21 protein-coding genes and 1 pseudogene are annotated in these 20,065 nt (G+C 69.7%); 9 read left to right on the forward strand and 13 right to left on the reverse strand.

The features are described from left to right. The first annotated feature begins 2 nt into the window (after nucleotides 1-2). The 4 genes from ACIRR9_RS00870 to ACIRR9_RS00885 are packed head-to-tail and all read left to right on the forward strand — an operon-like array spanning nucleotide 3 to nucleotide 2,846. Nucleotides 3-527: a phosphatase PAP2 family protein gene (locus tag ACIRR9_RS00870; protein WP_403746144.1), complete on the forward strand. Its 525-nt coding sequence runs from the start codon at nucleotides 3-5 to the stop codon at nucleotides 525-527. Then, entirely contained in the window at nucleotides 524-1,531 is a 1,008-nt protein-coding gene (locus ACIRR9_RS00875; protein ID WP_403746147.1) for a decaprenyl-phosphate phosphoribosyltransferase, read from the forward strand. The genes ACIRR9_RS00870 and ACIRR9_RS00875 overlap by 4 nt, the downstream gene beginning before the upstream one ends. Further along, nucleotides 1,528-1,926, forward strand: a complete 399-nt coding sequence (locus ACIRR9_RS00880) for a GtrA family protein (protein WP_403746150.1) — start codon at nucleotides 1,528-1,530, stop codon at nucleotides 1,924-1,926. Before ACIRR9_RS00875 ends, ACIRR9_RS00880 begins: the two co-directional genes overlap by 4 nt. A 14-nt stretch (nucleotides 1,927-1,940) precedes the next feature. Beyond that, nucleotides 1,941-2,846: a YihY/virulence factor BrkB family protein gene (locus ACIRR9_RS00885; protein WP_403746153.1), complete on the forward strand. Its 906-nt coding sequence runs from the start codon at nucleotides 1,941-1,943 to the stop codon at nucleotides 2,844-2,846. On the opposite strand, the gene ACIRR9_RS00890 is transcribed toward ACIRR9_RS00885, so the two are convergent. After that, nucleotides 2,794-4,068: a D-alanyl-D-alanine carboxypeptidase family protein gene (locus tag ACIRR9_RS00890; protein WP_403746154.1), complete on the reverse strand. Its 1,275-nt coding sequence runs from the start codon at nucleotides 4,066-4,068 to the stop codon at nucleotides 2,794-2,796. The genes ACIRR9_RS00885 and ACIRR9_RS00890 overlap by 53 nt on opposite strands. Before the next feature lie 91 nt (nucleotides 4,069-4,159). Between ACIRR9_RS00890 and ACIRR9_RS00895 the strand changes: the two genes are divergently transcribed. Together ACIRR9_RS00895 and ACIRR9_RS00900 are read left to right on the forward strand one after the other, a co-directional pair. Then, nucleotides 4,160-4,399, forward strand: coding sequence for an SCO4848 family membrane protein (locus ACIRR9_RS00895; protein ID WP_123974656.1), 240 nt, complete (start codon nucleotides 4,160-4,162; stop codon nucleotides 4,397-4,399). A 276-nt stretch (nucleotides 4,400-4,675) separates the two neighbouring features. After that, a pseudogene (locus tag ACIRR9_RS00900) lies at nucleotides 4,676-4,845 on the forward strand (metallophosphoesterase); the annotation flags it as partial. 56 nt (nucleotides 4,846-4,901) lie between these two features. Here ACIRR9_RS00900 and ACIRR9_RS00905 read toward each other — a convergent pair. After that, nucleotides 4,902-5,273 carry a hypothetical protein gene (locus tag ACIRR9_RS00905; protein ID WP_403746157.1) on the reverse strand — a complete coding sequence of 124 codons (372 nt, stop codon included), beginning with the start codon at nucleotides 5,271-5,273 and terminating at the stop codon, nucleotides 4,902-4,904. A gap of 800 nt (nucleotides 5,274-6,073) precedes the next feature. After that, on the reverse strand, nucleotides 6,074-6,748 hold the full coding sequence (locus tag ACIRR9_RS00910) for a trimeric intracellular cation channel family protein (RefSeq protein WP_403746159.1): 675 nt from the start codon (nucleotides 6,746-6,748) through the stop codon (nucleotides 6,074-6,076). Between the two features lie 528 nt (nucleotides 6,749-7,276). On the opposite strand from ACIRR9_RS00910, the gene ACIRR9_RS00915 reads away from it, so the two are divergent. Continuing rightward, nucleotides 7,277-8,818 (forward strand): ABC transporter substrate-binding protein, encoded by a 1,542-nt coding sequence (locus tag ACIRR9_RS00915; RefSeq protein ID WP_403746162.1) that lies wholly within the window; start codon nucleotides 7,277-7,279, stop codon nucleotides 8,816-8,818. 59 nt (nucleotides 8,819-8,877) lie between these two features. Beyond that, nucleotides 8,878-9,279, forward strand: coding sequence for an ATP-binding protein (locus ACIRR9_RS00920; protein ID WP_403746165.1), 402 nt, complete (start codon nucleotides 8,878-8,880; stop codon nucleotides 9,277-9,279). 75 nt (nucleotides 9,280-9,354) lie between these two features. On the opposite strand, the gene ACIRR9_RS00925 is transcribed toward ACIRR9_RS00920, so the two are convergent. Continuing rightward, nucleotides 9,355-10,788, reverse strand: a complete 1,434-nt coding sequence (locus ACIRR9_RS00925; protein ID WP_403746167.1) for a sensor histidine kinase — start codon at nucleotides 10,786-10,788, stop codon at nucleotides 9,355-9,357. Continuing rightward, a complete protein-coding gene (locus ACIRR9_RS00930) occupies nucleotides 10,785-11,483 on the reverse strand; it encodes a response regulator transcription factor (protein ID WP_403746170.1) in 699 nt (232 codons plus the stop codon). Before ACIRR9_RS00930 ends, ACIRR9_RS00925 begins: the two co-directional genes overlap by 4 nt. A gap of 177 nt (nucleotides 11,484-11,660) precedes the next feature. Between ACIRR9_RS00930 and ACIRR9_RS00935 the strand changes: the two genes are divergently transcribed. After that, nucleotides 11,661-14,069, forward strand: coding sequence for an MMPL family transporter (locus ACIRR9_RS00935; protein WP_403747000.1), 2,409 nt, complete (start codon nucleotides 11,661-11,663; stop codon nucleotides 14,067-14,069). On the opposite strand, the gene ACIRR9_RS00940 is transcribed toward ACIRR9_RS00935, so the two are convergent. The 8 genes from ACIRR9_RS00940 to sdhA form a co-directional block, all read right to left on the reverse strand. After that, the gene (locus ACIRR9_RS00940; RefSeq protein ID WP_403747002.1) at nucleotides 14,062-14,670 is read right to left on the reverse strand and encodes a Uma2 family endonuclease; all 609 of its coding nucleotides are present in this window, start codon (nucleotides 14,668-14,670) and stop codon (nucleotides 14,062-14,064) included. The two genes, ACIRR9_RS00935 and ACIRR9_RS00940, sit on opposite strands and share 8 nt — an antisense overlap. Nucleotides 14,671-14,760: 90 nt before the next feature. Further along, nucleotides 14,761-15,504 carry a TetR/AcrR family transcriptional regulator gene (locus ACIRR9_RS00945; protein ID WP_403746172.1) on the reverse strand — a complete coding sequence of 248 codons (744 nt, stop codon included), beginning with the start codon at nucleotides 15,502-15,504 and terminating at the stop codon, nucleotides 14,761-14,763. 9 nt (nucleotides 15,505-15,513) lie between these two features. Beyond that, complete coding sequence (locus tag ACIRR9_RS00950) at nucleotides 15,514-16,008, reverse strand: thiol-disulfide oxidoreductase DCC family protein (RefSeq protein WP_403746174.1); 495 nt, start codon at nucleotides 16,006-16,008, stop codon at nucleotides 15,514-15,516. Next, the gene (locus tag ACIRR9_RS00955; RefSeq protein WP_365336627.1) at nucleotides 16,005-16,412 is read right to left on the reverse strand and encodes a hypothetical protein; all 408 of its coding nucleotides are present in this window, start codon (nucleotides 16,410-16,412) and stop codon (nucleotides 16,005-16,007) included. The genes ACIRR9_RS00950 and ACIRR9_RS00955 overlap by 4 nt, the downstream gene beginning before the upstream one ends. A 94-nt stretch (nucleotides 16,413-16,506) precedes the next feature. Continuing rightward, a complete protein-coding gene (locus ACIRR9_RS00960) occupies nucleotides 16,507-16,917 on the reverse strand; it encodes a VOC family protein (RefSeq protein ID WP_365336626.1) in 411 nt (136 codons plus the stop codon). Nucleotides 16,918-16,989: 72 nt separating this feature from the next. Further along, nucleotides 16,990-17,397, reverse strand: coding sequence for a hypothetical protein (locus ACIRR9_RS00965; protein ID WP_403746176.1), 408 nt, complete (start codon nucleotides 17,395-17,397; stop codon nucleotides 16,990-16,992). 148 nt (nucleotides 17,398-17,545) lie between these two features. Then, a complete protein-coding gene (locus ACIRR9_RS00970; protein WP_359218005.1) occupies nucleotides 17,546-18,310 on the reverse strand; it encodes a succinate dehydrogenase iron-sulfur subunit in 765 nt (254 codons plus the stop codon). After that, the gene (gene sdhA / locus ACIRR9_RS00975; RefSeq protein WP_403746178.1) at nucleotides 18,310-20,064 is read right to left on the reverse strand and encodes a succinate dehydrogenase flavoprotein subunit; all 1,755 of its coding nucleotides are present in this window, start codon (nucleotides 20,062-20,064) and stop codon (nucleotides 18,310-18,312) included. The genes ACIRR9_RS00970 and sdhA overlap by 1 nt, the downstream gene beginning before the upstream one ends. Between the last annotated feature and the right edge of the window lies 1 nt (nucleotide 20,065).

The raw sequence follows: 20,065 nt of genomic DNA on the forward strand, positions 1-20,065 counted from the left end.
CAATGGACGACATGGACCACCGGATCCTCTCCGCGCTGCTCGCCTGCGGTGCCGATCCACGCGTCGCGTCGGCCGCGCGCGGTCTCTCCCTCGCCGGTGAACACGGTGCGCTCTGGCTCGCGGCGGGCCTCGCCGGTGCCGCCGTGGACGGCACGCGGCGCGGCGCCTGGCTGCGCGGTACGGCACTGGTCGCGGGCGCGCACCTCGGCAGCATCGGCGTCAAACGGGTCGTGCGCCGGGCGCGCCCCACGCATGTCTGGCCCCTGGTGCGCACCGCGGGCCGGTACTCCTTCCCCAGCTCGCACGCCACCTCCGCGGCGGCCGCCGCCGTCGCCTACGGGGCGCTCGGCGCACCCGCGGTCGCTCCTCTCGCGGCCGCGATGTGCCTCTCCCGGCTGGTCGTCGGTGTGCACTGGCCCACGGACGTGGCGGCGGGCGCGGCCCTCGGGGCGCTCGTGGCGCGGGCCGGGGCGCGCTGGGTGAGCGGGGGAGCGCCCGACACCCCGTACCCGGGGAGGCTCACATGACCGAGACCGCCCACGCGGCCGGCGAAGCGGTTGCTGAAACGACTCTGCATGAACAGCGCGCCCACCCCTCCCGGCCGCACGGACCGGCGCCCGCACGGATCACCGCCGGCGGTCTCCTCAAGGGCCTGCTGAGGACCACCCGCCCCAAGCAGTGGGTCAAGAACACCCTCGTCATCGCCGCCCCGGCCGCCGCCGGCCAGCTGTTCTCCCTGCACGCGCTGTTCCGCCTCACCCTGACCTTCGTCCTGTTCACGGCCTGCGCCGCCGCCGTCTACCTGATCAACGACGCCCGCGACGCGGAGGCCGACCGCGCCCACCCCGTCAAGTGCCACCGCCCGGTCGCCGCCGGACAGGTCCCGGTCCCCGTCGCCTACGCCGCGGGAGGCCTCCTGGCCGTCCTGGGACCGCTGCTCGCGGCCCGGCTGACCCCGCCGCTCGTCCCGGCCCTCCTGATCGCCTACCTGGGCATGCAACTGGCGTACTGCGTCGTCCTGAAGCACGTCCTGGTCGTCGACCTCGTCGTCGTCACCACCGGCTTCCTGATGCGGGCGGCGATCGGCGGGGTCGCCCTCGGCATCCCGCTGTCCCGCTGGTTCCTGATCACCACCGGCTTCGGCGCGCTCTTCATGGTGTCGGCCAAGCGCTACTCCGAGGCCGTCCAGATGGCTGGGAAGGCGGGCGCCACGCGCGCGTTGCTGACCGAGTACACCACCGGCTACCTCCGCTTCGTCTGGCAGCTCGCCGCCGGGGTGGCCGTCCTCGCCTACTGCCTGTGGGCCCTGGAGGGACACGGCGCCGGACACGGCACCGGGCATCCGGACGGCCTGCTGCCCTGGCGCCAGCTGTCCATGGTGGCGTTCATCCTGGCGATCCTGCGCTACGCCGTCTTCGCCGACCGGGGCACCGCAGGCGAACCCGAGGACGTCGTCCTGAGCGACCGCGCCCTCGCCCTGATCGGCCTGGCCTGGCTGGCGATGTACGGCCTCGCGGTGGCCCACTGGTGAGCACGGACCGGCGTGAGCTGATCGGCTTCGCCGCCGTCGGCCTGCTCGCCTACGCCGTCGACCTCACCCTCTTCACGAGCCTGCGCGGCCCGGCCGCCCTCGACCCGCTCACCGCCAAGTCCCTGTCCTTCGTGGCGGGCTGCACGGTCGCCTACCTCGGCAACGCACGCGGCACCTACCGCCGAGCGCACACGACCGGCGTGCGCCCCTACGCCGTCTTCGTCGCCGTGAACCTCGCCGGTGCCCTGGTCCAGCTGCTCTGCCTCGCCGTCAGCCACTACGGTCTCGGCCTCACCTCACAGCGCGCCGACACCGTCTCCGGTGCGATCGTCGGCATGGCGCTGGCCACAGTTCTGCGCTTCTGGGGTACCCGCACATTGGTGTTCCGCGCATAGGGCAGAGTCGGATCATGGACTGGCTGAGAAAACTCCCCGTCGTCGGCCCGCTGGTGGGTTGGCTCATGACCACGCACACCTGGCGGTCGTACGATCGGCTCGACCGGGTGAACTGGTCCCAGCTGGCCGCCGCCATGACCTTCATCAGCTTTGTCTCGCTCTTCCCGCTGCTGACCGTGGGCGCCGCGGTCGCCGCCGCCACCCTGAGCAAGTCGCAGCAGCAGAACCTGCAGAACAAGATCGCCGACCAGGTCCCCGGCATCTCCGACCAGCTGGACATCAACGCCCTGGTCCAGAACGCCGGCACCGTCGGCCTCATCGCCGGTGCCGTCCTGCTGTTCACCGGCATCAACTGGGTCGGCCAGATGCGGGACTGTCTGCGCGCGGTGTGGGAGCTGTCCGACAAGGGCGAGAACCCGATCCTCGCCAAGCTCAAGGACGCCGGCATCCTGGTCGGCTTCGGCGGCGCCGTGCTCGTCACGCTCGCCGTGTCCACGATCGCCTCGGCGGCGGTGGGCTGGATCTCCCACCGGCTGGGCCTCCCCGAGCACGGCTGGGGTCCCCTGCTGCTGCGGACCGCCGCGTTCACCGTCGCCGTGACCGCCGACTTCCTGCTCCTGCTCTACGTCCTCACCCTGCTGCCCGGAGTCGAGCCGCCGCGCCGCCGGCTGCTGGTCGCGGCCCTGATCGGCGCGGTCGGCTTCGAACTCCTCAAGCTGCTGCTCAGCGGCTATATCCAGGGCGTCGCCGCGAAGAGCATGTACGGCGCGTTCGGCGTCCCGGTCGCCCTGCAGCTGTGGATCAACTTCACGTCGAGACTCGTCCTGTTCTCCGCCGCCTGGACGGCGACGGAGAGCGGCAGAGGGATCAGGGACGAGTCCGGCGACGCACCAGATCCGGCAGTGGCCAACGGCGGTTGACCAGGAAGGCCGCGCCCGCGAGCAGCACCAGCACCCCGGCCGTGATCGCCAGGGCCACCCCGATCCCGCCGGAGCCGTTCGCGGAGGAGGCGGCCACCGGCTTCGACCCGGCGCCCTTCCCGGAACCGGAGCCGGACGCGGAGGCGCTCGCCCCCGGCTGGGCAGTGGAGCCCACCGCCCCCCTGGGCGGGACCAGCTCCCCCACCGGAGTCGCCTTGCCGGCCGCCTGGAAGCCCCAGTCGAACAGCTTGGCGGTCTCCTTGTAGACCTCGTTGTGCTCCTTCTTCTCCGGGTTCATCACCGTGACCAGCAGCACCCTGCCACCCCGCTCCGCGACCCCGGTGAAGGTGGCGCCGGCGTTGGTGGTGTTGCCGTTCTTCACACCGGCGATGCCCTGGTAGACCGGGATGTCGGTGTCACCGCTGAGCAGCCGGTTGGTGTTCTGGATCTCGAAGGAGCCGCGGACCGACTGCCCCTTGGTGTTCTTCGTCGTGTCACCCGGGAACTTGGCCCGTACGGTCGAGCAGTACTCCCGGAAGTCCTTCTTCTGCAGCCCGGAACGGGCGAACAGCGACAGGTCGTACGCCGACGACACCTGCCCGGCCTGGTCGTACCCGTCCGGAGTCACCACATGCGTGTCCAGCGCCTGCAGTTCGTCGGCGTGGTCCTGCATGTCCTTGACGGTCTGCTCGACACCGCCGTTCATCGCGGACAGCACATGCACGGCGTCGTTGCCGGAGCGCAGGAACACCCCGAGCCACAGATCGTGGACCGTGTACGTCTGGCCTTCCTTTATCCCGACCATGCTGGAGCCGGCGCCCATCCCCGCGAGGTCGGTCGGCACCACCTTGTGCGGGGTCGACTTCGGGAACCGGGGCAGCACGGTGTCCGCGAACAGCATCTTCAGGGTGCTCGCCGGGGGCAGCCGCCAGTGCGCGTTGTGCGCGGCGAGCACCTCGCCCGACTCGGCGTCGGAGACGATCCAGGAACGCGCCGTGACGTCCTTCGGCAGCACCGGCACCCCGGCGGTCAGATTCACCTGGGTACCCGGCTGTCCGAGCCGGGTACCGCCGACCGTCGACATCTTCGCCGGGGGAGTGGCCGACGGACTCGTCGAGGGCGTCGGCGCGGCGAGCGCGGTCGGCGCGGTGAGCGAGAGGGAGAGCAGGACGGCGGAGGCGACCAGCAGAGATCGGCTGGCATGAGGCTTCGGTGCGGGCACGGACGAGAACGTACCCGGCACGGAGCGCGAAGTCCCACCACCCACCCCACCCCGGAATCGGAACCGGACAGCGGACGGCGATACTGAACCCATGAAGCTCAGCCGCCCGGTGTCCTGGTTCCTGCTCGCGTTCGGGGTGTGGTCTTGGTTCATCTGGATCACTTTCGTCAAAAACCTCGTCAAGGACGGCAGCGGACTCGCCTTCGACAACGGCCATCCCACGGCGTACTTCTGGGTCCACCTGACGCTGGCCGTCGTGTCCTTCGTATTGGGGACGGTCATCGGGGGCATCGGGTTGCGCGGAGTACGCGCACTGCGCCGCACGTCATAGAAAGAGGCAGCACAGGCTGACCGTCGCCTTCGGGCTCCTCACCCTGGCCGTGGCGACGGGGAGGCCGTACGCCCCCTGCCGACCCGGATCCCGAAGGGCCGCGAGACGGAGCGCCCCGCCTCGGAGCGCCCCGCCTCGGAGCGCCCCGAACCGGAGCGCCCCGTAAGGGGCGCGGTGAACTGCGCGACCAGCCACGACGGCGAGCAACCGTCACAACCCACCGAAGCACCCCTGAAGCAACCCACCCGCACCGAAAACCCCACCCCCACCCCCTAGGGAGTACTCCGCGGCCCCGGCGTGAAACGCGTCACCGTCCCGCTCGCCGAACTCCCCCGAGCCGCCCACGGTTATCGCATCGCGGTCGCGTCGTGAGCGACATCCACCTGGGCCCCATCCTCGGCAGAGGCCTGTCGGCCCGCCACGGCGCCTTCTTCGTCACCGGGAACCAAGCTTGAGAAGACTCGCGGGTCTCATCCCCAAGTAGGTTCTGGGAGCACTCCGATCAGCCAGTTCGAGCTGGTTTGCCCCGGACTGCGAAGAACACCACCGCGAGCGGAACCACGATCCAAAGCTGGAGGATCCCGAACCGGGCCAGCTCACGCCGGACGTCGACGCCGACCAGTTCTGCGTCCCATCCGCCCGGCGCGCTGAGCCGTATCGCGTGACTGGCCAGCGGGATGTAGTTCACTCCGACAGCGATCAGCCAAGCGCCGAACACACGGCCGCCGGTGCTTGAGGAATTCAGCAGTACCCAGAGGCCGAGGCCGGACGCGACGATCACGCCGGCGATGTACTCGACGAGGACGATCCGCCGACGGCGTCTGGTGCCGCGGGTGCCGTACATGTCGAGGGCGGCGAGCCGCTTCACATCCATGTCGGCAACGTACCTTCGGGCGGAAAGTGACCGTGAGGCCTGGCTGGGACTCTGGGCCGAGCCCACAGCTCAATCTGTGTCGCCGGCAGGACGGGCCTTGGCGAACACTCCGGCCCGGAGCTGAAGCACCGCACTGAGCACGACGAGGCCCAGGGCAATGGTGGAAGCAGCCATCCCCGCTCCGTAAGAGAAGCCGAGGAGTTTGGCTCCGCCGTCCAGGACGGCGCCGCCACCCATCGCTATCCGACCCCAACCAGCCCTGGGCGACCGCGCATACGCTGCGATTCCCCGGCTGCCGGTCAAGGTCAACACGCCCAGGACCACGACAAAGCAGCCGGAGCCCAGAATGATCCACGAAGACATGGCACCCCTCCGAGGGAAAGCTACTGCACGGGCGCGGCCCGCGGCCTGGCGGTGCCGTAAAACTCTGGTACAGGCCACGAACGGCCTGGACGCGATCTCGGAGCCTGAGTGCCCCCGCCGGAGGCTGGTTGTGGTGGTGGCCGCAGGTAGGGATCGTGCGGTTCGGTGACTCGGCCGTGTGGTCTTGGCGGGTTCGCAGGGCTACGTGCCTCCGGCGGAAGGGGCGCAGCGCGAAAGGCCAACGGGAAGGTTTGAAGCCACGCCGTAGTCCCTTTACGGCTTCAGTCGATAGCTCGGGGGAAAGAACTGCACTGCCCATCGGCGGAATTGGAAGATTTCGCCGGCCCAGACGTTCCCATGCTGACAGCATCCGCGGAGTCCTTGAGCGTCATGGCTGTACTCCTCCTCCCGGTGGGTGATCGCAGCGCCCGTTCAGGTCAGGGATCCCGGCCCTTGGACGCCCCCGGCCGCCAGTCGCGGCTGCCCGGCAGCTTCCAGCCCCAGTGGAACGCGGCCAGCCGCAGCGAGATACCGACCGTGATCCCGGCCAGCACACCTACGGTGGGTACGCCGAGCCGGCTGCAGACCACCATCACCGCGCTCACCACGATCGCGACGGTCGCGTACAACGGGGTGCCGCCGAAGACGGAAGGGGTCCGCGCGAGCAACAGGTCCCGGATGGCTCCGCCGCCGACCGCTGTGATGGTGCCCAGCAGCACGGCCGGCAGCCAGCCCAGGCCGACAGCGAGCGTCTTCTGCGCCCCCGCGACCGCCCAGACGCTCAGCGCCGAGGCATCCAGGAGGTTGAAGGCCCAGCTGGACGTGGGGCGGCTCAGGTCGGCTACGAAGGCCAGCAGGGTGCCGGCGGTGGCGACCGCGAGACAGGTGTAGTCGGTCAGGGCGACGGGCGTGCCGTGCTGCAGCAGGGTGTCGCGGAGGATTCCGCCGCCCAGCCCGGAGACGATGCCGATGACCAGGAAGCCGAACAGATCCAGACGGCTGGACCGGGCCGGCACCCCGCCGAGCGTGCCGTTGGCGAACACCCCGCTCAGGTCCAGCGCCCGGGTCAGCTCGGTCACGCTCTCCGGCGACAACGACCCGGCCACGGACACGAGCGTCTCCCCTCACACCTTCCACCATCGAAGCAGCCGAAGGCGCCACATGCCCGCCGGGCACGGCATGCGAGCCAGCCTCTTCCGCCACCGGCCGGCCGGACTGGTTCGCAGGTCAGGTGCCGTACGGGTGGAAAGATCCGCTGAGGAGGGGGTTGCGACAAGCGCTGTCAGGCGCCTGGGCGACGCAGCGGGCCGAGCGCGTTCCGGCGGCGCACCGCGGCGAGGGGCAACGGGAGGGCTTGAAGCCGTCGGCGGTCAGATCCCGCCCGGGTGGGCGCCCCGTCGGGCATCACGGTCATCGAACTCGCGTCGAAGCGCGCCTGACCACCTGACCACCTGGCCGAAACCGCCCCCGTATTCCCTGTGGGCGAGCTGTGAAATCCGGAGGAAACGAGCGGTCGGTAAGTTCTTCCTCATCTCGTCAGATCACTCTTCCCTCACATGAAACTCCTGTGGTTAGGTGAGCCGCGTCACTTAGGGGAGTGACGTTTATGGGGAGGGCAACCAACCGTGCGATCTGTTCGCATGCGGATTCTCGTCACGCTTCTCGTACTGGCGGTCGTGGGGATCGGCGGCTGGCAGTTACTGCCGGCGCAGGAGAACAAGAACAAGACGATCACCGTCGGCACCACCGACGCCGTCACCTCGCTCGACCCGGCAGGCGCCTACGACGCCGGTTCCTGGGCGCTGTACAACAACGTCTTCCAGTCACTGCTCACCTTTGAGCCGGACGGCGTCAAGCCGGTCCCGGACGCGGCCGAGAGCTGTGACTTCACGGACTCCGGCCTGCAGACGTACCGCTGTGTACTGCGCAACGGGATCACCTTCCCGAGCGGCCGGGCGATGACCGCCGAGGACGTGAAGTACTCCTTCGACCGGATCAAGAGGATCAACGATCCCGTCGGCCCGGCCTCCCTGCTCTCGACGCTCGACTCGGTCACCGCCTCCGGCAGGACCGTCGAATTCCACCTGTCGTCGGCGGACGCGACGTTCCCGTTCAAGGTGGCCACCGGCGCCGGTTCGATCGTCGACAAGGACAAGTACCCGGCGAACCGGCTGCGCACCGGTGACTCGGTCGACGGCACCGGCCCGTACACCCTGACGTCGTACACGAAGAACAAGCAGGCGACCCTCAAGCCCAACGACAACTACAAGGGCGACCTCAGCGGCACCGGCCGCCCCGTCCGGCTGGACTACTACGCCGACTCCGCCAAGCTCAGCAGTGCGTACAAGGCCAAGCAGATCGACGTGGCCACCCGCACGCTGCCGCCGGCCATGGTGTCCAAGCTCTCGCCGAGCGACCCCGACCAGCGCGTCGCCGAGTCCGACAGCTCCGAGACCCGCAACCTGTACCTCAACACCCGTGCGAAGTCACCCCTGCACGACGTCCTCGTCCGCCGGGCGCTGGCCTGGCTGGTCGACCGCGAGGAACTGGCCGCCACCGTGTACGACGGGACGGTGGAGCCGCTGTACTCGCTGATCCCGACCGGCCTCACCGGCCACACCACGTCCTTCTTCGACACGTACCCCAAGCAGAGCGTCGCCAAGGCGAAGACGCTGCTGGCGGAGGCCGGCGTCAGTACCCCGGTCAAGTTCACCTTCGGCTACGGCATCGGCCACGGCTCGGGAGCCGAGGAGGCCGCCGCGCTGAAGCAGCAGCTGGAGGCGGGCGGCCTGTTCAAGGTCGACGTCAAGGGTTACGAGTGGACCGACTTCCAGAAGTCGTGGGCCGCGGGCAAGATGGACGCCTGGGCGGTCGGCTGGGTCGCCGACTATCCCGACCCGGACACCTTCGGCGCCTCCCTGGTCGGCAGCGACTCCGTGATGAGCACCGGCTACAGCAACAAGGCCGTCGACCACCTCATCCAGGACAGCCAGCGGTACGCCGAGCGCAGCCGCGTCGACCAGGACTTCCGCACCATCCAGACCGACGTGGCGGAAGACGTGCCGCTGATCCCGCTCTGGCAGCGCACGGACTACGTCGTCAGCAGCGAGGACGTGGGCGGCAGCCAGTACCTGAACGACAGCACGGGTGTGTTCCGGCTGTGGAGTCTGAACTGGATCTGACCGGCGGACACCCGACGCAGCGTCGTGCGACGGCGGCGCGCGTGGGGTGAGGAGCAGACGTGCTGAGACGCAACGCCTTCCGGCTCCCCGGGCACCCGGCATCCGTGGGCCTGGCCCGGCACCGGGTCCGGGACCATCTGGCCTCCTGGGGCCATGGCCCGGACACCCCGACGGCCGGCGACGCGATGCTGCTCGTCTCCGAGCTGGCCACCAACGTCGTACGCTACGGCCCCTTGCCGGAGCGGGAGTTCGAGGTGGCGGTGACGGCGCTGTCGGACGGCTCGTGCCTGGTGGAGGTCTCGGACGAGGGGCGGGTGGAGCCCCGGCTGAGGATCGTGAGGGATGACGACGAGACGGGCCGGGGCCTGCACCTGGTGGAGACGATCGCGGCGGCGTGGGGTGTATGGGGCCGGGGAACCCACGGCAAGACCGTGTGGGCGTTGGTATCGAGCGCCCCGTAAGGGGCGCGGGGCTGTGCCGATGTGCGGCTACCGCCGCGTGGGCGCGATCAACCCCCACGCACCCGCACCCGAGACTCAAACCGATCGCAACGTGACCGTCACGGCCAGCCCCTCCCCGGGCGCCGTCCGCACGCACACCTCACCCCCGTGCGCCTCCACCACCCCCTGCACGATCGCCATTCCCAGCCCGCTCCCCTCCGCACTCCCCACCCGGAAGAACCGGTCGAAGATCCGCCCCGCGTCCGCCTCCCCCAGCCCCGGCCCCTCGTCCGCCACACACACCCGCACCACCCCGTCCGACCGCTCCACCCCCAACCGCACAGCCGCCTCGACCGGCGTGTGCGTACGGACGTTTGACACCAGGTTGCCCAGCACCTGCCGCAGTCCGGACTCGTCGGCCCGCACCAGCACCGCGCCGTCGGCGGAGACGGCGACCCGCCGACTCGGTTGCTGCACCCGCAGATCCTCCGCCGCGTCCCGCACCAGCCGGCTCACATCGACGTGCCGGAACCGGATCTCCGGCCGTTGGTCGAGCCGCGCCAGCAGCAGCAGCTCGTCGACCAGCCGCCCCATCCGGTCCACCTCCCCGTGCATCCGGTCCCAGGCCCGCCGCCGCTCCCCGGGCTCGTTCAGCATCCCCTTGTCGTACAGCTGGAGATAGCCGCGGATGGCGGCGAGCGGCGTCCGCAGCTCGTGCGACGCGTCGGCGACGAACCGGCGCAGCTGCGCCGCACTGCGCTCGCGCGTCCGGTACGCCGTCTCCACCTGGTGCAGCATGGAGTTGAGGGCGAGCCGCAACTGCTCGACCTCCTCCGTCGGATGCTGGCTCGACGGCACCCGCCGGGTCAGGTCGCCCTCGGCTATCGCCGACGACGTCTCCACCATGTCCTCCAGCGGCAGCAGCCGGCGCCGCACGCTGTACATGGTCAGACAGCACAGCAGCGCGAGCAGCAGGGAGCCGACGGCGAAGTCCAGCTTGAGCGCCTTGGCTATGCCCTTGTGCAGCAGCTCGGTCGAGGTGGCCAGCAGGATGTAGGGGCCGTCGGCGAGCCGGGTCGCCGTCACCCGGTAGGCCGCGCCGTGCACGTCGATGTCGTGCGGGTCGCGGGCGGCGGTGAGGGCGCGCGGGTCGTCCACGGCGGCCGCGAGCGCGCGCTGCGCCTGCGTCGGCTTCATGTCGAAGACGCTGAGCGGCTCGCCCTTGGTGTCGACGACGGTGAAGATCGAGTCCGGGGTCGGATCGGACTCCGAGGGGGAGATCCGTTCCCGGACGACGCCGAGCGCGGTCAGCGAGTCGACCTGCCGCAGGGTGAGCCCTGAACCCCCCAGTGACGTCCGTGTCTTGAGCAGCTCGGAGTCCACCTGGTCGAGCAGGTACAGCCGCATGCCCATGATGCTGACCGTGGTCGCCACCACGATGCCGACGGCGAGGAGCCCGACGTTGGCCAGGGTGAGTTTGCCGCGCAGCGAGTGCGCCCCGTGCCGGTGCCGGCGCTTCTGGAGGCTCATGCCAGGCCGTATCCGACGCCCCGCCGGGTGGTGATCACCGGTGTGCCCGGCGCGCCCAGGGCGTCCAGCTTGCGCCGCAGGTAGCTGATGTAGGTCTCGACGACGGTGGACTCGGACGGCGCGTGCTCGTACTGCCACACGTGCTTGAGCAGTTGCTCCTTGGGCACGATCCGGCCGCCGTTGCGCACCAGGAAGCGCAGCAGCGCGTACTCGGTCGGGGTCAGCTCGACCGTGCGGCCCGCGCGGTGCACCGAGTACGTCGTCTCGTCCAGCTCCAGGTCGCCGTAGCGCAGCGGAGGCCGCTGCTGGATGACGTCGGCCGGGCGGGTGCGGCGCAGCACCGCGCCGATACGGGCGACGACCTCGTCGATGTTGAAGGGCTTGGTGATGTAGTCGTCGCCGTAGCCGAGGGCGCCGACTATCTCGGCCGGGGCGTCCCGCGCGGTCAGGAAGACGAGGGCCAGGTCCGGCTGCCGCACGCGCAGTTCACGGGCGAGCGCCCGCCCGTCGCCGTCCGGCAGCATCACGTCCAGCAGGGCCGCGTCCGGCCGGGTGCGCTCGGCCAGCGCGAGGGCGCCTTGGACCGTGCCGGCCGTCATCACCTCGAACCGGTGGTAGCGCAGGGCGATGGCGAGGACGTCCGCGATGCTCGGCTCGTCCTCCACGATCAGCACGGTGCTGCCTGGAGCCGTCATGCCCCCAGTATCGGCGTCCCCGCCGACAGCCGGGGGCCCGCAACTTTGGAGTTCCTTGAGAGTCATGCGCGCCGCGTGTCCCGGCGCCCGTCCCGCCACCAATCCTGTTGCCCAGGACCTGGGGGACCAACCGACCGAACCGGATCTGATTTCAAGGAGCTGTTGAGCGTGACGGCATTGGCACGGTGGTGCTATCGGCACCGGCTGGTGGTCCTGTTGCTGTGGGTGGGGGCACTCCTCGGCGTGGGCTTCTCGGCCTCGTCCGCGGGCACGAACTACGCGAACGTCTTCTCCCTTCCCGACACGGACTCCAAGACCGCGTACGACCTGATGACGAAGGCCTTCCCGAGCACGTCCGGTGACACGGACACCGTGGTCTGGAAGGTCACCGACGGCTCGGTGCGGGACCAGGCGGTCCGCGGCCGTATCCAGCCGGCCCTCGACGAGATCGCGAAGATGACGGGCGTCGGCGCGGTCACCAGCCCGTACTCCGGTGCCCGGGGGGCCGCGCAGATCAGCCAGGACGGCAAGATCGCGTACGCCCAGCTGACCTTCGCCCAGCGTGCGAACGAAATACCCAAGGACCTCGTCCAGAAGGTCCTCGACACCGCGCAGCACGCCGAACGCGGCGGACTGCAGGTCGAGTTGGGCGGCCAGGCCATCCAGCGCGTGCAGGAGCCGCCGCAGGGCCTCTCCGAGATGGTCGGCATCATCGCGGCGGCCGTCGTCCTCTTCCTGGCCTTCGGCTCCTTCTTCGCCATGACCCTGCCCATCGCGATCGCCGTCTTCGGCGTCGGCATGGGCCTGTTCTCCACCCAGCTGCTCAGCCACACCACCGACATCCCGGACATCGCCCCGCTGCTGGCCTCCCTGATCGGCCTCGGCGTCGGCATCGACTACGCCCTGTTCATCGTCACCCGGCACCGGCGCGGCATCCTGCGCGGCCTGGACCCCGAGGAGTCGGCGGTCACCGCCCTCAACACCTCGGGACGGGCGGTGCTGTTCGCGGGCGGCACGGTCTGCATCGCGCTCGCCGGCATGCTGGTCACGCGACTGGCCTTCCTGCAGGGCGTGGTCATCGGCACCTCCCTGACGGTGGTGCTCAGCGTCCTCGCGGCCACCACCCTCCTGCCCGCCCTGCTCGGCTTCCTCGGCCCGCGCGTCCTCAGCCGTCGCCAGCGCCGCAGGCTGGCCGCCGCGGGTCCCGAGCCGGAAAAGGCGAGCGGCCTGGCGGCCCGCTGGTCGGTGAACGTGGAGAAGCGCCCGCGCCGGATCGCCGCCCTGGCCCTCGTCGTCATGGCGGTCCTGGCCATCCCGGTCCTCTCCCTCCGCCTCGGCGCCACCGACCAGGGCAACGACGACGCGTCCACGACCACCAGGAAGGCCTACGACCTGCTCGCCGAGGGCTTCGGCCCCGGCTTCAACGGCCCGCTCCAGGTCGTCAGCGTCGGCGGCGACACGACCACGCTGGTCAAGGACCTGAAGTCGACCCCGGGCATCGCCCAGGTGGCCGAACTGCCCGAGGCGAAGGGCGTCACGGTCATCCAGGTGGTCCCGACGACGTCCCCGCAGTCGAAGGAGACGGACGACCTCATCGACACCCTCCGCGACCAGGTGATCCCGAAGGCCGGAGCCGAGGCCCACGTCGGCGGCGTGACGGCGGTCTCCAAGGACTTCGCCTCCGTCACGGGCGACCGCCTGCCCCTCTTCATCGCGACGATCATCGGCCTGGGATTCCTGCTCCTCCTGGTCGCCTTCCGCTCCCTGGTCGTCCCGCTGACGGCGGCCCTGATGAACCTGATCGCCGCGGCCGCCTCCTTCGGCGTCCTCGTCGCGGTCTTCCAGTGGGGCTGGGGCCTGAGTCTGCTGGGCCTCGGCAAGGAGGGCCCGATCAACGCGTTCCTCCCGGTCATCATGCTCTCCCTCCTCTTCGGCCTCTCGATGGACTACCAGGTGTTCCTGGTGAGCCGGATGCACGAGGAGTGGGTGCACACGAAGGACAACGCGCGGGCGGTCCGGGTCGGCCTCGCCGAGACCAGCCGCGTCATCAACTCCGCGGCCCTGATCATGGTCTGCGTCTTCCTCGCCTTCGTCCTCAGCGGCGACTCGGGCGCGGCGATGGCGGGCGTGGGCCTGGCGGCGGCGGTCGCCCTGGACGCGTTCATCCTGCGTACGGCGCTGGTCCCGGCGGCGATGCACCTGCTGGGCGGCTCCAACTGGTGGCTGCCGGACTGGCTGGAGAAGCGGCTGCCGCATCTGGCGGTGGAGCCGCAGGAGGAGCCGGCCCCGGAGCCGACCGAGCCGACCGGCCCGGCGACGGCGATCCACGGCTTCGTCCGCACGCCGGACGGCGAACCGGTGGAGGACGCGTCGGTGGCCCTGATGTCCAAGGGCGGGCGCCAGCTGGACCGCGTGACGTCCCTGGCGGACGGCTCCTACATCGTGTCGGTCCCGGTGCCGGGTGCGTATCTGCTGGCGGTGTCGTCATCGTCGTACGGCTCGAAGGCCCGGCAGGTGACGGTGACGGAGGGGCCTGTGGTGTACGACGTGGAGCTGGCTGAGGGGGAGGTGGACGCGGTCAGCTAGTCCTCGGCTGACCGGCCTTCAGAACCCTGCCGACATGGAGCGTGACGTCGGCGCCGATCGAGGCGGGCAGGGTGACGATCTCGTCAGGTGAGTACGGACGGTGGTTCTCGTAGTCGTCCCCGGCGGGGTCTGTGAGGACGTGGAGACGCTGGTGCTTCCGGTCGACGATCACGTAGACCGGAAGCTTGGCGCTTGCGTAGGCCTTGACCTTGTCCCGCAGATCGTGCTTCCAGTTGTTGGAGGTGACCTCCAGGACCAAGCGGAAGCAGGCCGGCTCGTAGCAGTTGTTCTCGACGTAGTGGTCCTGGAAATCGGCATCGACCAGGGAGAGATCAGGGATCGCATAGTCTTCCGTGCCTGTCGGCAGCCAGAGGCCGATGCCCTGAACCACCCTGGACTCATCCCCGTGGAGACCGGCTGTGCAGAAGGGCAGCATGAGGTCGGTCAACGCTACGGCGTGCGGTCCGTCCGGTGGCGGGGCCACGACGATCTTGCCTCCGATGATCTCGACGCGATGCCCCGGATTGCGGTCCATGAGCCGATTGGCCTCCGCGATAAGCGGACGGTCCTCATGCGGCCGCTCGACGGATGCTGCGGACATCACGTGCCTCCCATGGGCTGGTGTCGAGAGCATCATCGTAGGCACGCGGCACCCTCGGTGTCCCGTTCGACCCCGTTCACCCGAAAGTGATCACTCGCCCCGGCGCCCCTTGCCCCCCGGATCCGGCAGTACCCGGGTCATCCCCGGCAGGAAGTCCGTGAACAGTTCGTGGACCTCCAGGACCAGCGGTCGTAGCATCCGGAAGCGGGCCAGCGAGACGCCCCGAGCCGTGAGCCGGGCCCCCCGCTCGGCCAGCCGGTAGCTGCGCTCCCGGCCCTCCGTCCGGTCGAAGATCCAGTACAGGACCAGGCCCATCTGCGAGAGCCACATCAACTCGGGCAGTACGTCCCGCAGTTCGGGGGCCACCTTGGTCTTCGCCCCGGCCAGCACCTCCCGGTGCACACTGATCGCCTCGTCGCGGGCGTGCTCGCTCTCCGGGGAGAAGGGGCTGAGCGGGCTGTCGGGGTCGGCGGCGTTCTTGAAGAAGTGGACCGCGAACTCGTGGTACGGCAGCGCGATGTCCAGCCACACCTTGAGCACGCCCGCGAGCCGCGCCTCCAGGTCGGTCTCCCGGTCCAGGACCTCGCGGACCGCCACCCGGTGCTCGGCGGCGAGCTGGTCGTAGAAGCCCTGGATCAGGTGCTCCTTGCCGGCGAAGTAGTAGTACGCGTTGCCGACCGAGACCCCGGCCTCCGTGGCGATGGCCCGCATCGTGGTCTTCTCGTAGCCACGCTCCCGGAACAGCCGCATCGCTGTCTCCAGGATCAGCGCGCGGGTCTGCTCGGACTTGCTCTGGGCACCGGCCTCGACGGGACCGTCGTTCTTCGCGGACACGGACAGATCCTAATGAGTGGCGCAGACGCCGCTGTCACACCCCGGAGGGTCGTAAGTCCAGCCGAGACCGGGGTCGTACGCCCATCCGTCCGCCCGCCGGTACACCTTCCCGCCCCACTGCGCGCCCCGCCACCTGGCGGCGGCCAGCACCGCGCCCCGGGCCAGCCGCGCCCCCGCCGGTGTGCTCAGCCGGTGGGCGAGCGGCCGCTGCTCCCGCAGCGCCCACAGGACGACGATCCAGGCGGCGGTGTCCCGGTAGACCTGCCCTCCGTCGCCGACGACGGTGACCTCGTCGAAGGTGGCCGCGTGATCCAGCTCGGGGAACCGGGCCCGGGCCTCGTCCGACCCGGCGGGGACGAGGGCGAGCGGCACCAGCTGCGGCTGCCGGACGAGCCAGTCGCGCAGGTGGGTGCAGAGGGTGCACTCCGCGTCGTAGAGAACGGTCAGCCCGTGGACCGGGACGCGCACGGCGCCCCGGTCGTCGGTGGCGGTCACGGTGCTCACGCCCCGGCCGCCGGCGCGGTCCAGCCCTGCGGCGGGACCGGCGGGAGCTGTTCCTTCTCCATGACCCCGCGGCGCCGGATCCGGTTCAGCACGTACACATTGCCGAGGTGCATCACACCGAGCACGAGCAGCACGACCCCGATCTTCGAGGACAGCGCCTCGAAGATCCCGCGGGTGTCCTCGATGGTGTCGCTGGTGTGCAGGTAGAGCGCGACGAAGCCGAGGTTGACGAGGTAGAAGCCGACCACCAGGAGGTGGTTGACGGCGTCGGCGAGCTTCTCGTTCCCCTGCAGGACGTCGGAGAGGAAGATCCGCCCGTTGCGGCTGAGCGTGCGGGCCACCCAGATGGTCAGCCCGATGCTGACGAGCAGGTAGATGACGTAGGCGATGACGGTACGGTCCATGCCCCACCCCTTCTTGAACGCGTTCAAAACGCTGACAGGGATGACTGTAGACCTGCTTTTGAACGTGTTCAACTCGGTTGTGGAGTGACCCCGTTCACGTCCGGCGCCCGAGCTCCGGCCGCTTGATGTAGTCCGTGAACCCGAGGATGTTGCCCCAGGGGTCGGCGATCTCGACGGTCCAGCCGGTGGCGACGGAGAACGGCTCGTCGAGCACGGTGATCCCGGCGGTCTTCAGCCTCCGGGTCGCCGCGCGCGCGTCCGGCACCTCCAGCCACACCCGTGGCGAGCCCCACACCGCGGGCCGGTACCCCAGACCCTCCTCGACCCGCAGCAGCACCCCGGGGGTCTCGCCCCCGACCTTCAGCAGGGCGATCCCGCCCTCGTCGAACCGGAAGCCGACGGTGAATCCGACGCGCTCGTAGAAGGCGACGGCATCCGCCAGATCCCCTACGGGGACCAGCACGTTGTCGAACCCGAGCAGTTCGTACGACTCGTCATCTGACATGTCATCAGGTTAGGCGGGGCATTCCGGACACCCCTGCCGCCGGACCAGGGGGTCACCCACCCGGCTGTCGCCTCAACGGCCGAAACGGTGCTGGACCCTCCGCCGTGCCGGCTGGACCTGTACCGCGATCGACGGGTCCCAGCCGTCGGGCAGCGGGACGGCCCGGCTGAAGTCGTTGCGCGCGACCGCGATCAGTCCGTCGAGGCTGTCCACATGGCTGCGCAGCACGAAGAGGTGGTCGGGCACGGTGGAGGTCGACGGCAGGGACCGGACCCGGGCGCCGTACCTGGCCTCCAGGCGGGTGGACAGGGCGACCCGCAGCTGCGACAGCTCTCGGCCGGCCCGGGCTTCGTCGAGATGCCGCTCCAGTGTGCGCAGTCCGGGCCGCAGGAACTCCCCGAGCGAGGTGGCCGCGTTCGTCGCGGTGCGCAACTCGTCCGTATTCGCCTGGCGTTGGTCGTATGGCCAGAGAGCTGACAACCCGGCGCTCCCTCCACGCCTGCCGCCGTCGCCGTCGATTCCAGGAGCAGTGACGATCGGGAGGCCAGGGACTCGGGCAACGGGCGGGGCCCCGCCCCCGGGTGTGAAACCGGGAGACGGGGCCCTGGCCGACGTACCGAAGGAGACGTCAGAAGCGGCGCGTGATCAGCGCTCGCTTGACCTCCTGGATCGCCTTGGTGACCTCGATGCCGCGCGGGCAGGCGTCCGTGCAGTTGAAGGTCGTGCGGCAGCGCCACACGCCGTCGCGGTCGTTCAGGATCTCCAGGCGCTGCTCGCCGGCCTCGTCGCGCGAGTCGAAGATGAAGCGGTGCGCGTTGACGATGGCGGCCGGGCCGAAGTACTGGCCGTCGTTCCAGAAGACCGGGCACGAGGAGGTGCAGGCGGCGCAGAGGATGCACTTCGTGGTGTCGTCGAAGCGCTCGCGGTCCTCGGCGGTCTGGAGACGCTCGCGCGTGGGCTCGTTCGTGTCCTTCGTGATGAGGAAGGGCATGACGTCCCGGTACGCCTGGAAGAACGGCTCCATGTCGACGACCAGGTCCTTCAGGACCGTCAGGCCCTTGATGGGCTCGACCGTGATCGGCTTCTCGGGGTTGATGTCCTTGATGAGGGTCTTGCAGGCAAGACGGTTCTTGCCGTTGATCCGCATCGCGTCCGAGCCGCAGATGCCGTGCGCGCAGGAGCGGCGGAACGTCAGCGTGCCGTCGACGTCCCACTTGATCTTGTGGAGGCCGTCGAGGACGCGCTCCTTCGGGTCGATCTCCAGCTGGAAGTCTTCCCAGACCGCGTCCGCCGAGACCTCCGGGTTGAACCGGCGGACCCGGAAGGTGACCGTGATCAGGTGGTCCGAGGCCGCGGCCTCCGCCTCCACCTTGTCCAGAACGGGGGTTGCCATCAGTACTTACGCTCCATCGGCTGGTAGCGGGTCTGGACGACCGGCTTGTAATCGAGACGGATGGACTCGGCGCCGTCGTCGCCCACCTCGCGGTACGCCATGGTGTGGCGCATGAAGTTGACGTCGTCGCGGTTGGGGTAGTCCTCGCGGTAGTGACCGCCGCGGGACTCCTTGCGGGCGAGGGCGGAGACCGCCATGACCTCGGCGAGGTCCAGGAGGTTGCCGAGCTCGATGGCCTCGAGGAGGTCCGTGTTGAAGCGACGCCCCTTGTCCTGGATCGAGACGTTCTTGTAGCGCTCGCGCAGCTCCGCGATCTTCTCGACCGCCGTCTTGATCGTCTGCTCGGTGCGGAACACCATGACGTTGGCGTCCATGGTCTCCTGCAGCTCCTTGCGGAGCGTGGCGACCCGCTCGTTGCCCGTCGAGGTACGCAGCTGCTCGATCTGCGAGACGACGAACTCGGCCGGGTTCTCGGGGAGTTCGACGTAGTCCACAGTGTGCGAGTACTCGGCGGCCGCGATGCCCGCCCGGCGGCCGAACACGTTGATGTCCAGGAGCGAGTTGGTGCCGAGGCGGTTGGCGCCGTGGACCGAGACGCAGGCGACCTCGCCGGCCGCGTACAGGCCCGGGACGACCGTCGTGTTGTCGCTCAGCACCTCACCCTCGACGTTGGTCGGGATGCCGCCCATCGCGTAGTGCGCGGTGGGCTGGATCGGGATCGGGTCCGTGTACGGCTCGATACCGAGGTAGGTGCGCGCGAACTCGGTGATGTCCGGGAGCTTGGCGTCCAGCTGCTCCGGCGGGAGGTGGGTGAGGTCGAGGTAGACGTGGTCGCCCTCGGGACCGCAGCCGCGGCCCTCACGGATCTCCGTGTAGATGGAGCGGGACACGACGTCACGGGACGCGAGGTCCTTCATGACCGGCGCGTACTTCTCCATGAAGCGCTCGCCGTCCTTGTTGCGGAGGATGCCGCCCTCACCGCGGGCGCCCTCCGTCAGCAGGATGCCCATGCGCCAGATGCCGGTCGGGTGGAACTGGAAGAACTCCATGTCCTCCAGCGGCAGCCCACGGCGGTAGACCGCGGCCTGGCCGTCACCGGTCAGCGTGTGGGCGTTCGACGTCACCTTGAAGAACTTGCCGGTGCCGCCGGAGGCGTAGATGACCGCCTTCGCCTGGAAGATGTGGATCTCGCCGGTGGCCAGCTCGTACGCCACCACACCGGACGACTTCCTGACGCCGTCGACCTCGGTGATCAGCTGGTCCAGGACGTAGAACTCGTTGAAGAACTCCACGCCCTCTTTGACGCAGTTCTGGTACAGCGTCTGGAGGATCATGTGGCCGGTGCGGTCGGCCGCGTAGCAGGACCGGCGGACCGGGGCCTCGCCGTGGTTGCGGCTGTGACCGCCGAACCGGCGCTGGTCGATCGTGCCGTTGGGCGTCCGGTTGAACGGCAGGCCCATCTTCTCCAGGTCGAGGACGGCGTCGATGGCCTCCTTCGCCAGGATCTCGGCGGCGTCCTGGTCGACCAGGTAGTCACCGCCCTTGACCGTGTCGAAGGTGTGCCACTCCCAGTTGTCCTCCTCCACGTTGGCGAGCGCGGCGGCCATACCGCCCTGCGCGGCGCCCGTGTGGGAGCGGGTGGGGTAGAGCTTGGTCAGGACCGCGGTGCGGCTGCGCTTCGTCGACTCGATGGCCGCGCGCATGCCCGCGCCGCCGGCGCCGACGATGACGGTGTCGTACTTGTGGATCTTCATG

Source organism: Streptomyces sp. NPDC101234, from assembly GCF_044767525.1.
Lineage (GTDB): Bacteria > Actinomycetota > Actinomycetes > Streptomycetales > Streptomycetaceae > Streptomyces > Streptomyces sasae.

What these genes read in the sequence shown, in the direction of transcription:
- ACIRR9_RS00870 (WP_403746144.1), top strand. Translation starts at nt 3, where the DNA reads ATGGACGACATGGACCACCGGATCCTCTCCGCGCTGCTCGCCTGCGGT.
- ACIRR9_RS00875 (WP_403746147.1), top strand. Translation starts at nt 524, where the DNA reads ATGACCGAGACCGCCCACGCGGCCGGCGAAGCGGTTGCTGAAACGACT.
- ACIRR9_RS00885 (WP_403746153.1), top strand. Translation starts at nt 1,941, where the DNA reads ATGGACTGGCTGAGAAAACTCCCCGTCGTCGGCCCGCTGGTGGGTTGG.
- ACIRR9_RS00895 (WP_123974656.1), top strand. Translation starts at nt 4,160, where the DNA reads ATGAAGCTCAGCCGCCCGGTGTCCTGGTTCCTGCTCGCGTTCGGGGTG.
- ACIRR9_RS00905 (WP_403746157.1), bottom strand. Translation starts at nt 5,273, where the DNA reads ATGGATGTGAAGCGGCTCGCCGCCCTCGACATGTACGGCACCCGCGGC.
- ACIRR9_RS00915 (WP_403746162.1), top strand. Translation starts at nt 7,277, where the DNA reads ATGCGGATTCTCGTCACGCTTCTCGTACTGGCGGTCGTGGGGATCGGC.
- ACIRR9_RS00925 (WP_403746167.1), bottom strand. Translation starts at nt 10,788, where the DNA reads ATGAGCCTCCAGAAGCGCCGGCACCGGCACGGGGCGCACTCGCTGCGC.
- ACIRR9_RS00930 (WP_403746170.1), bottom strand. Translation starts at nt 11,483, where the DNA reads ATGACGGCTCCAGGCAGCACCGTGCTGATCGTGGAGGACGAGCCGAGC.
- ACIRR9_RS00940 (WP_403747002.1), bottom strand. Translation starts at nt 14,670, where the DNA reads ATGTCCGCAGCATCCGTCGAGCGGCCGCATGAGGACCGTCCGCTTATC.
- ACIRR9_RS00955 (WP_365336627.1), bottom strand. Translation starts at nt 16,412, where the DNA reads ATGGACCGTACCGTCATCGCCTACGTCATCTACCTGCTCGTCAGCATC.
- ACIRR9_RS00960 (WP_365336626.1), bottom strand. Translation starts at nt 16,917, where the DNA reads ATGTCAGATGACGAGTCGTACGAACTGCTCGGGTTCGACAACGTGCTG.
- ACIRR9_RS00970 (WP_359218005.1), bottom strand. Translation starts at nt 18,310, where the DNA reads ATGGCAACCCCCGTTCTGGACAAGGTGGAGGCGGAGGCCGCGGCCTCG.
- sdhA (WP_403746178.1), bottom strand. Translation starts at nt 20,064, where the DNA reads ATGAAGATCCACAAGTACGACACCGTCATCGTCGGCGCCGGCGGCGCG.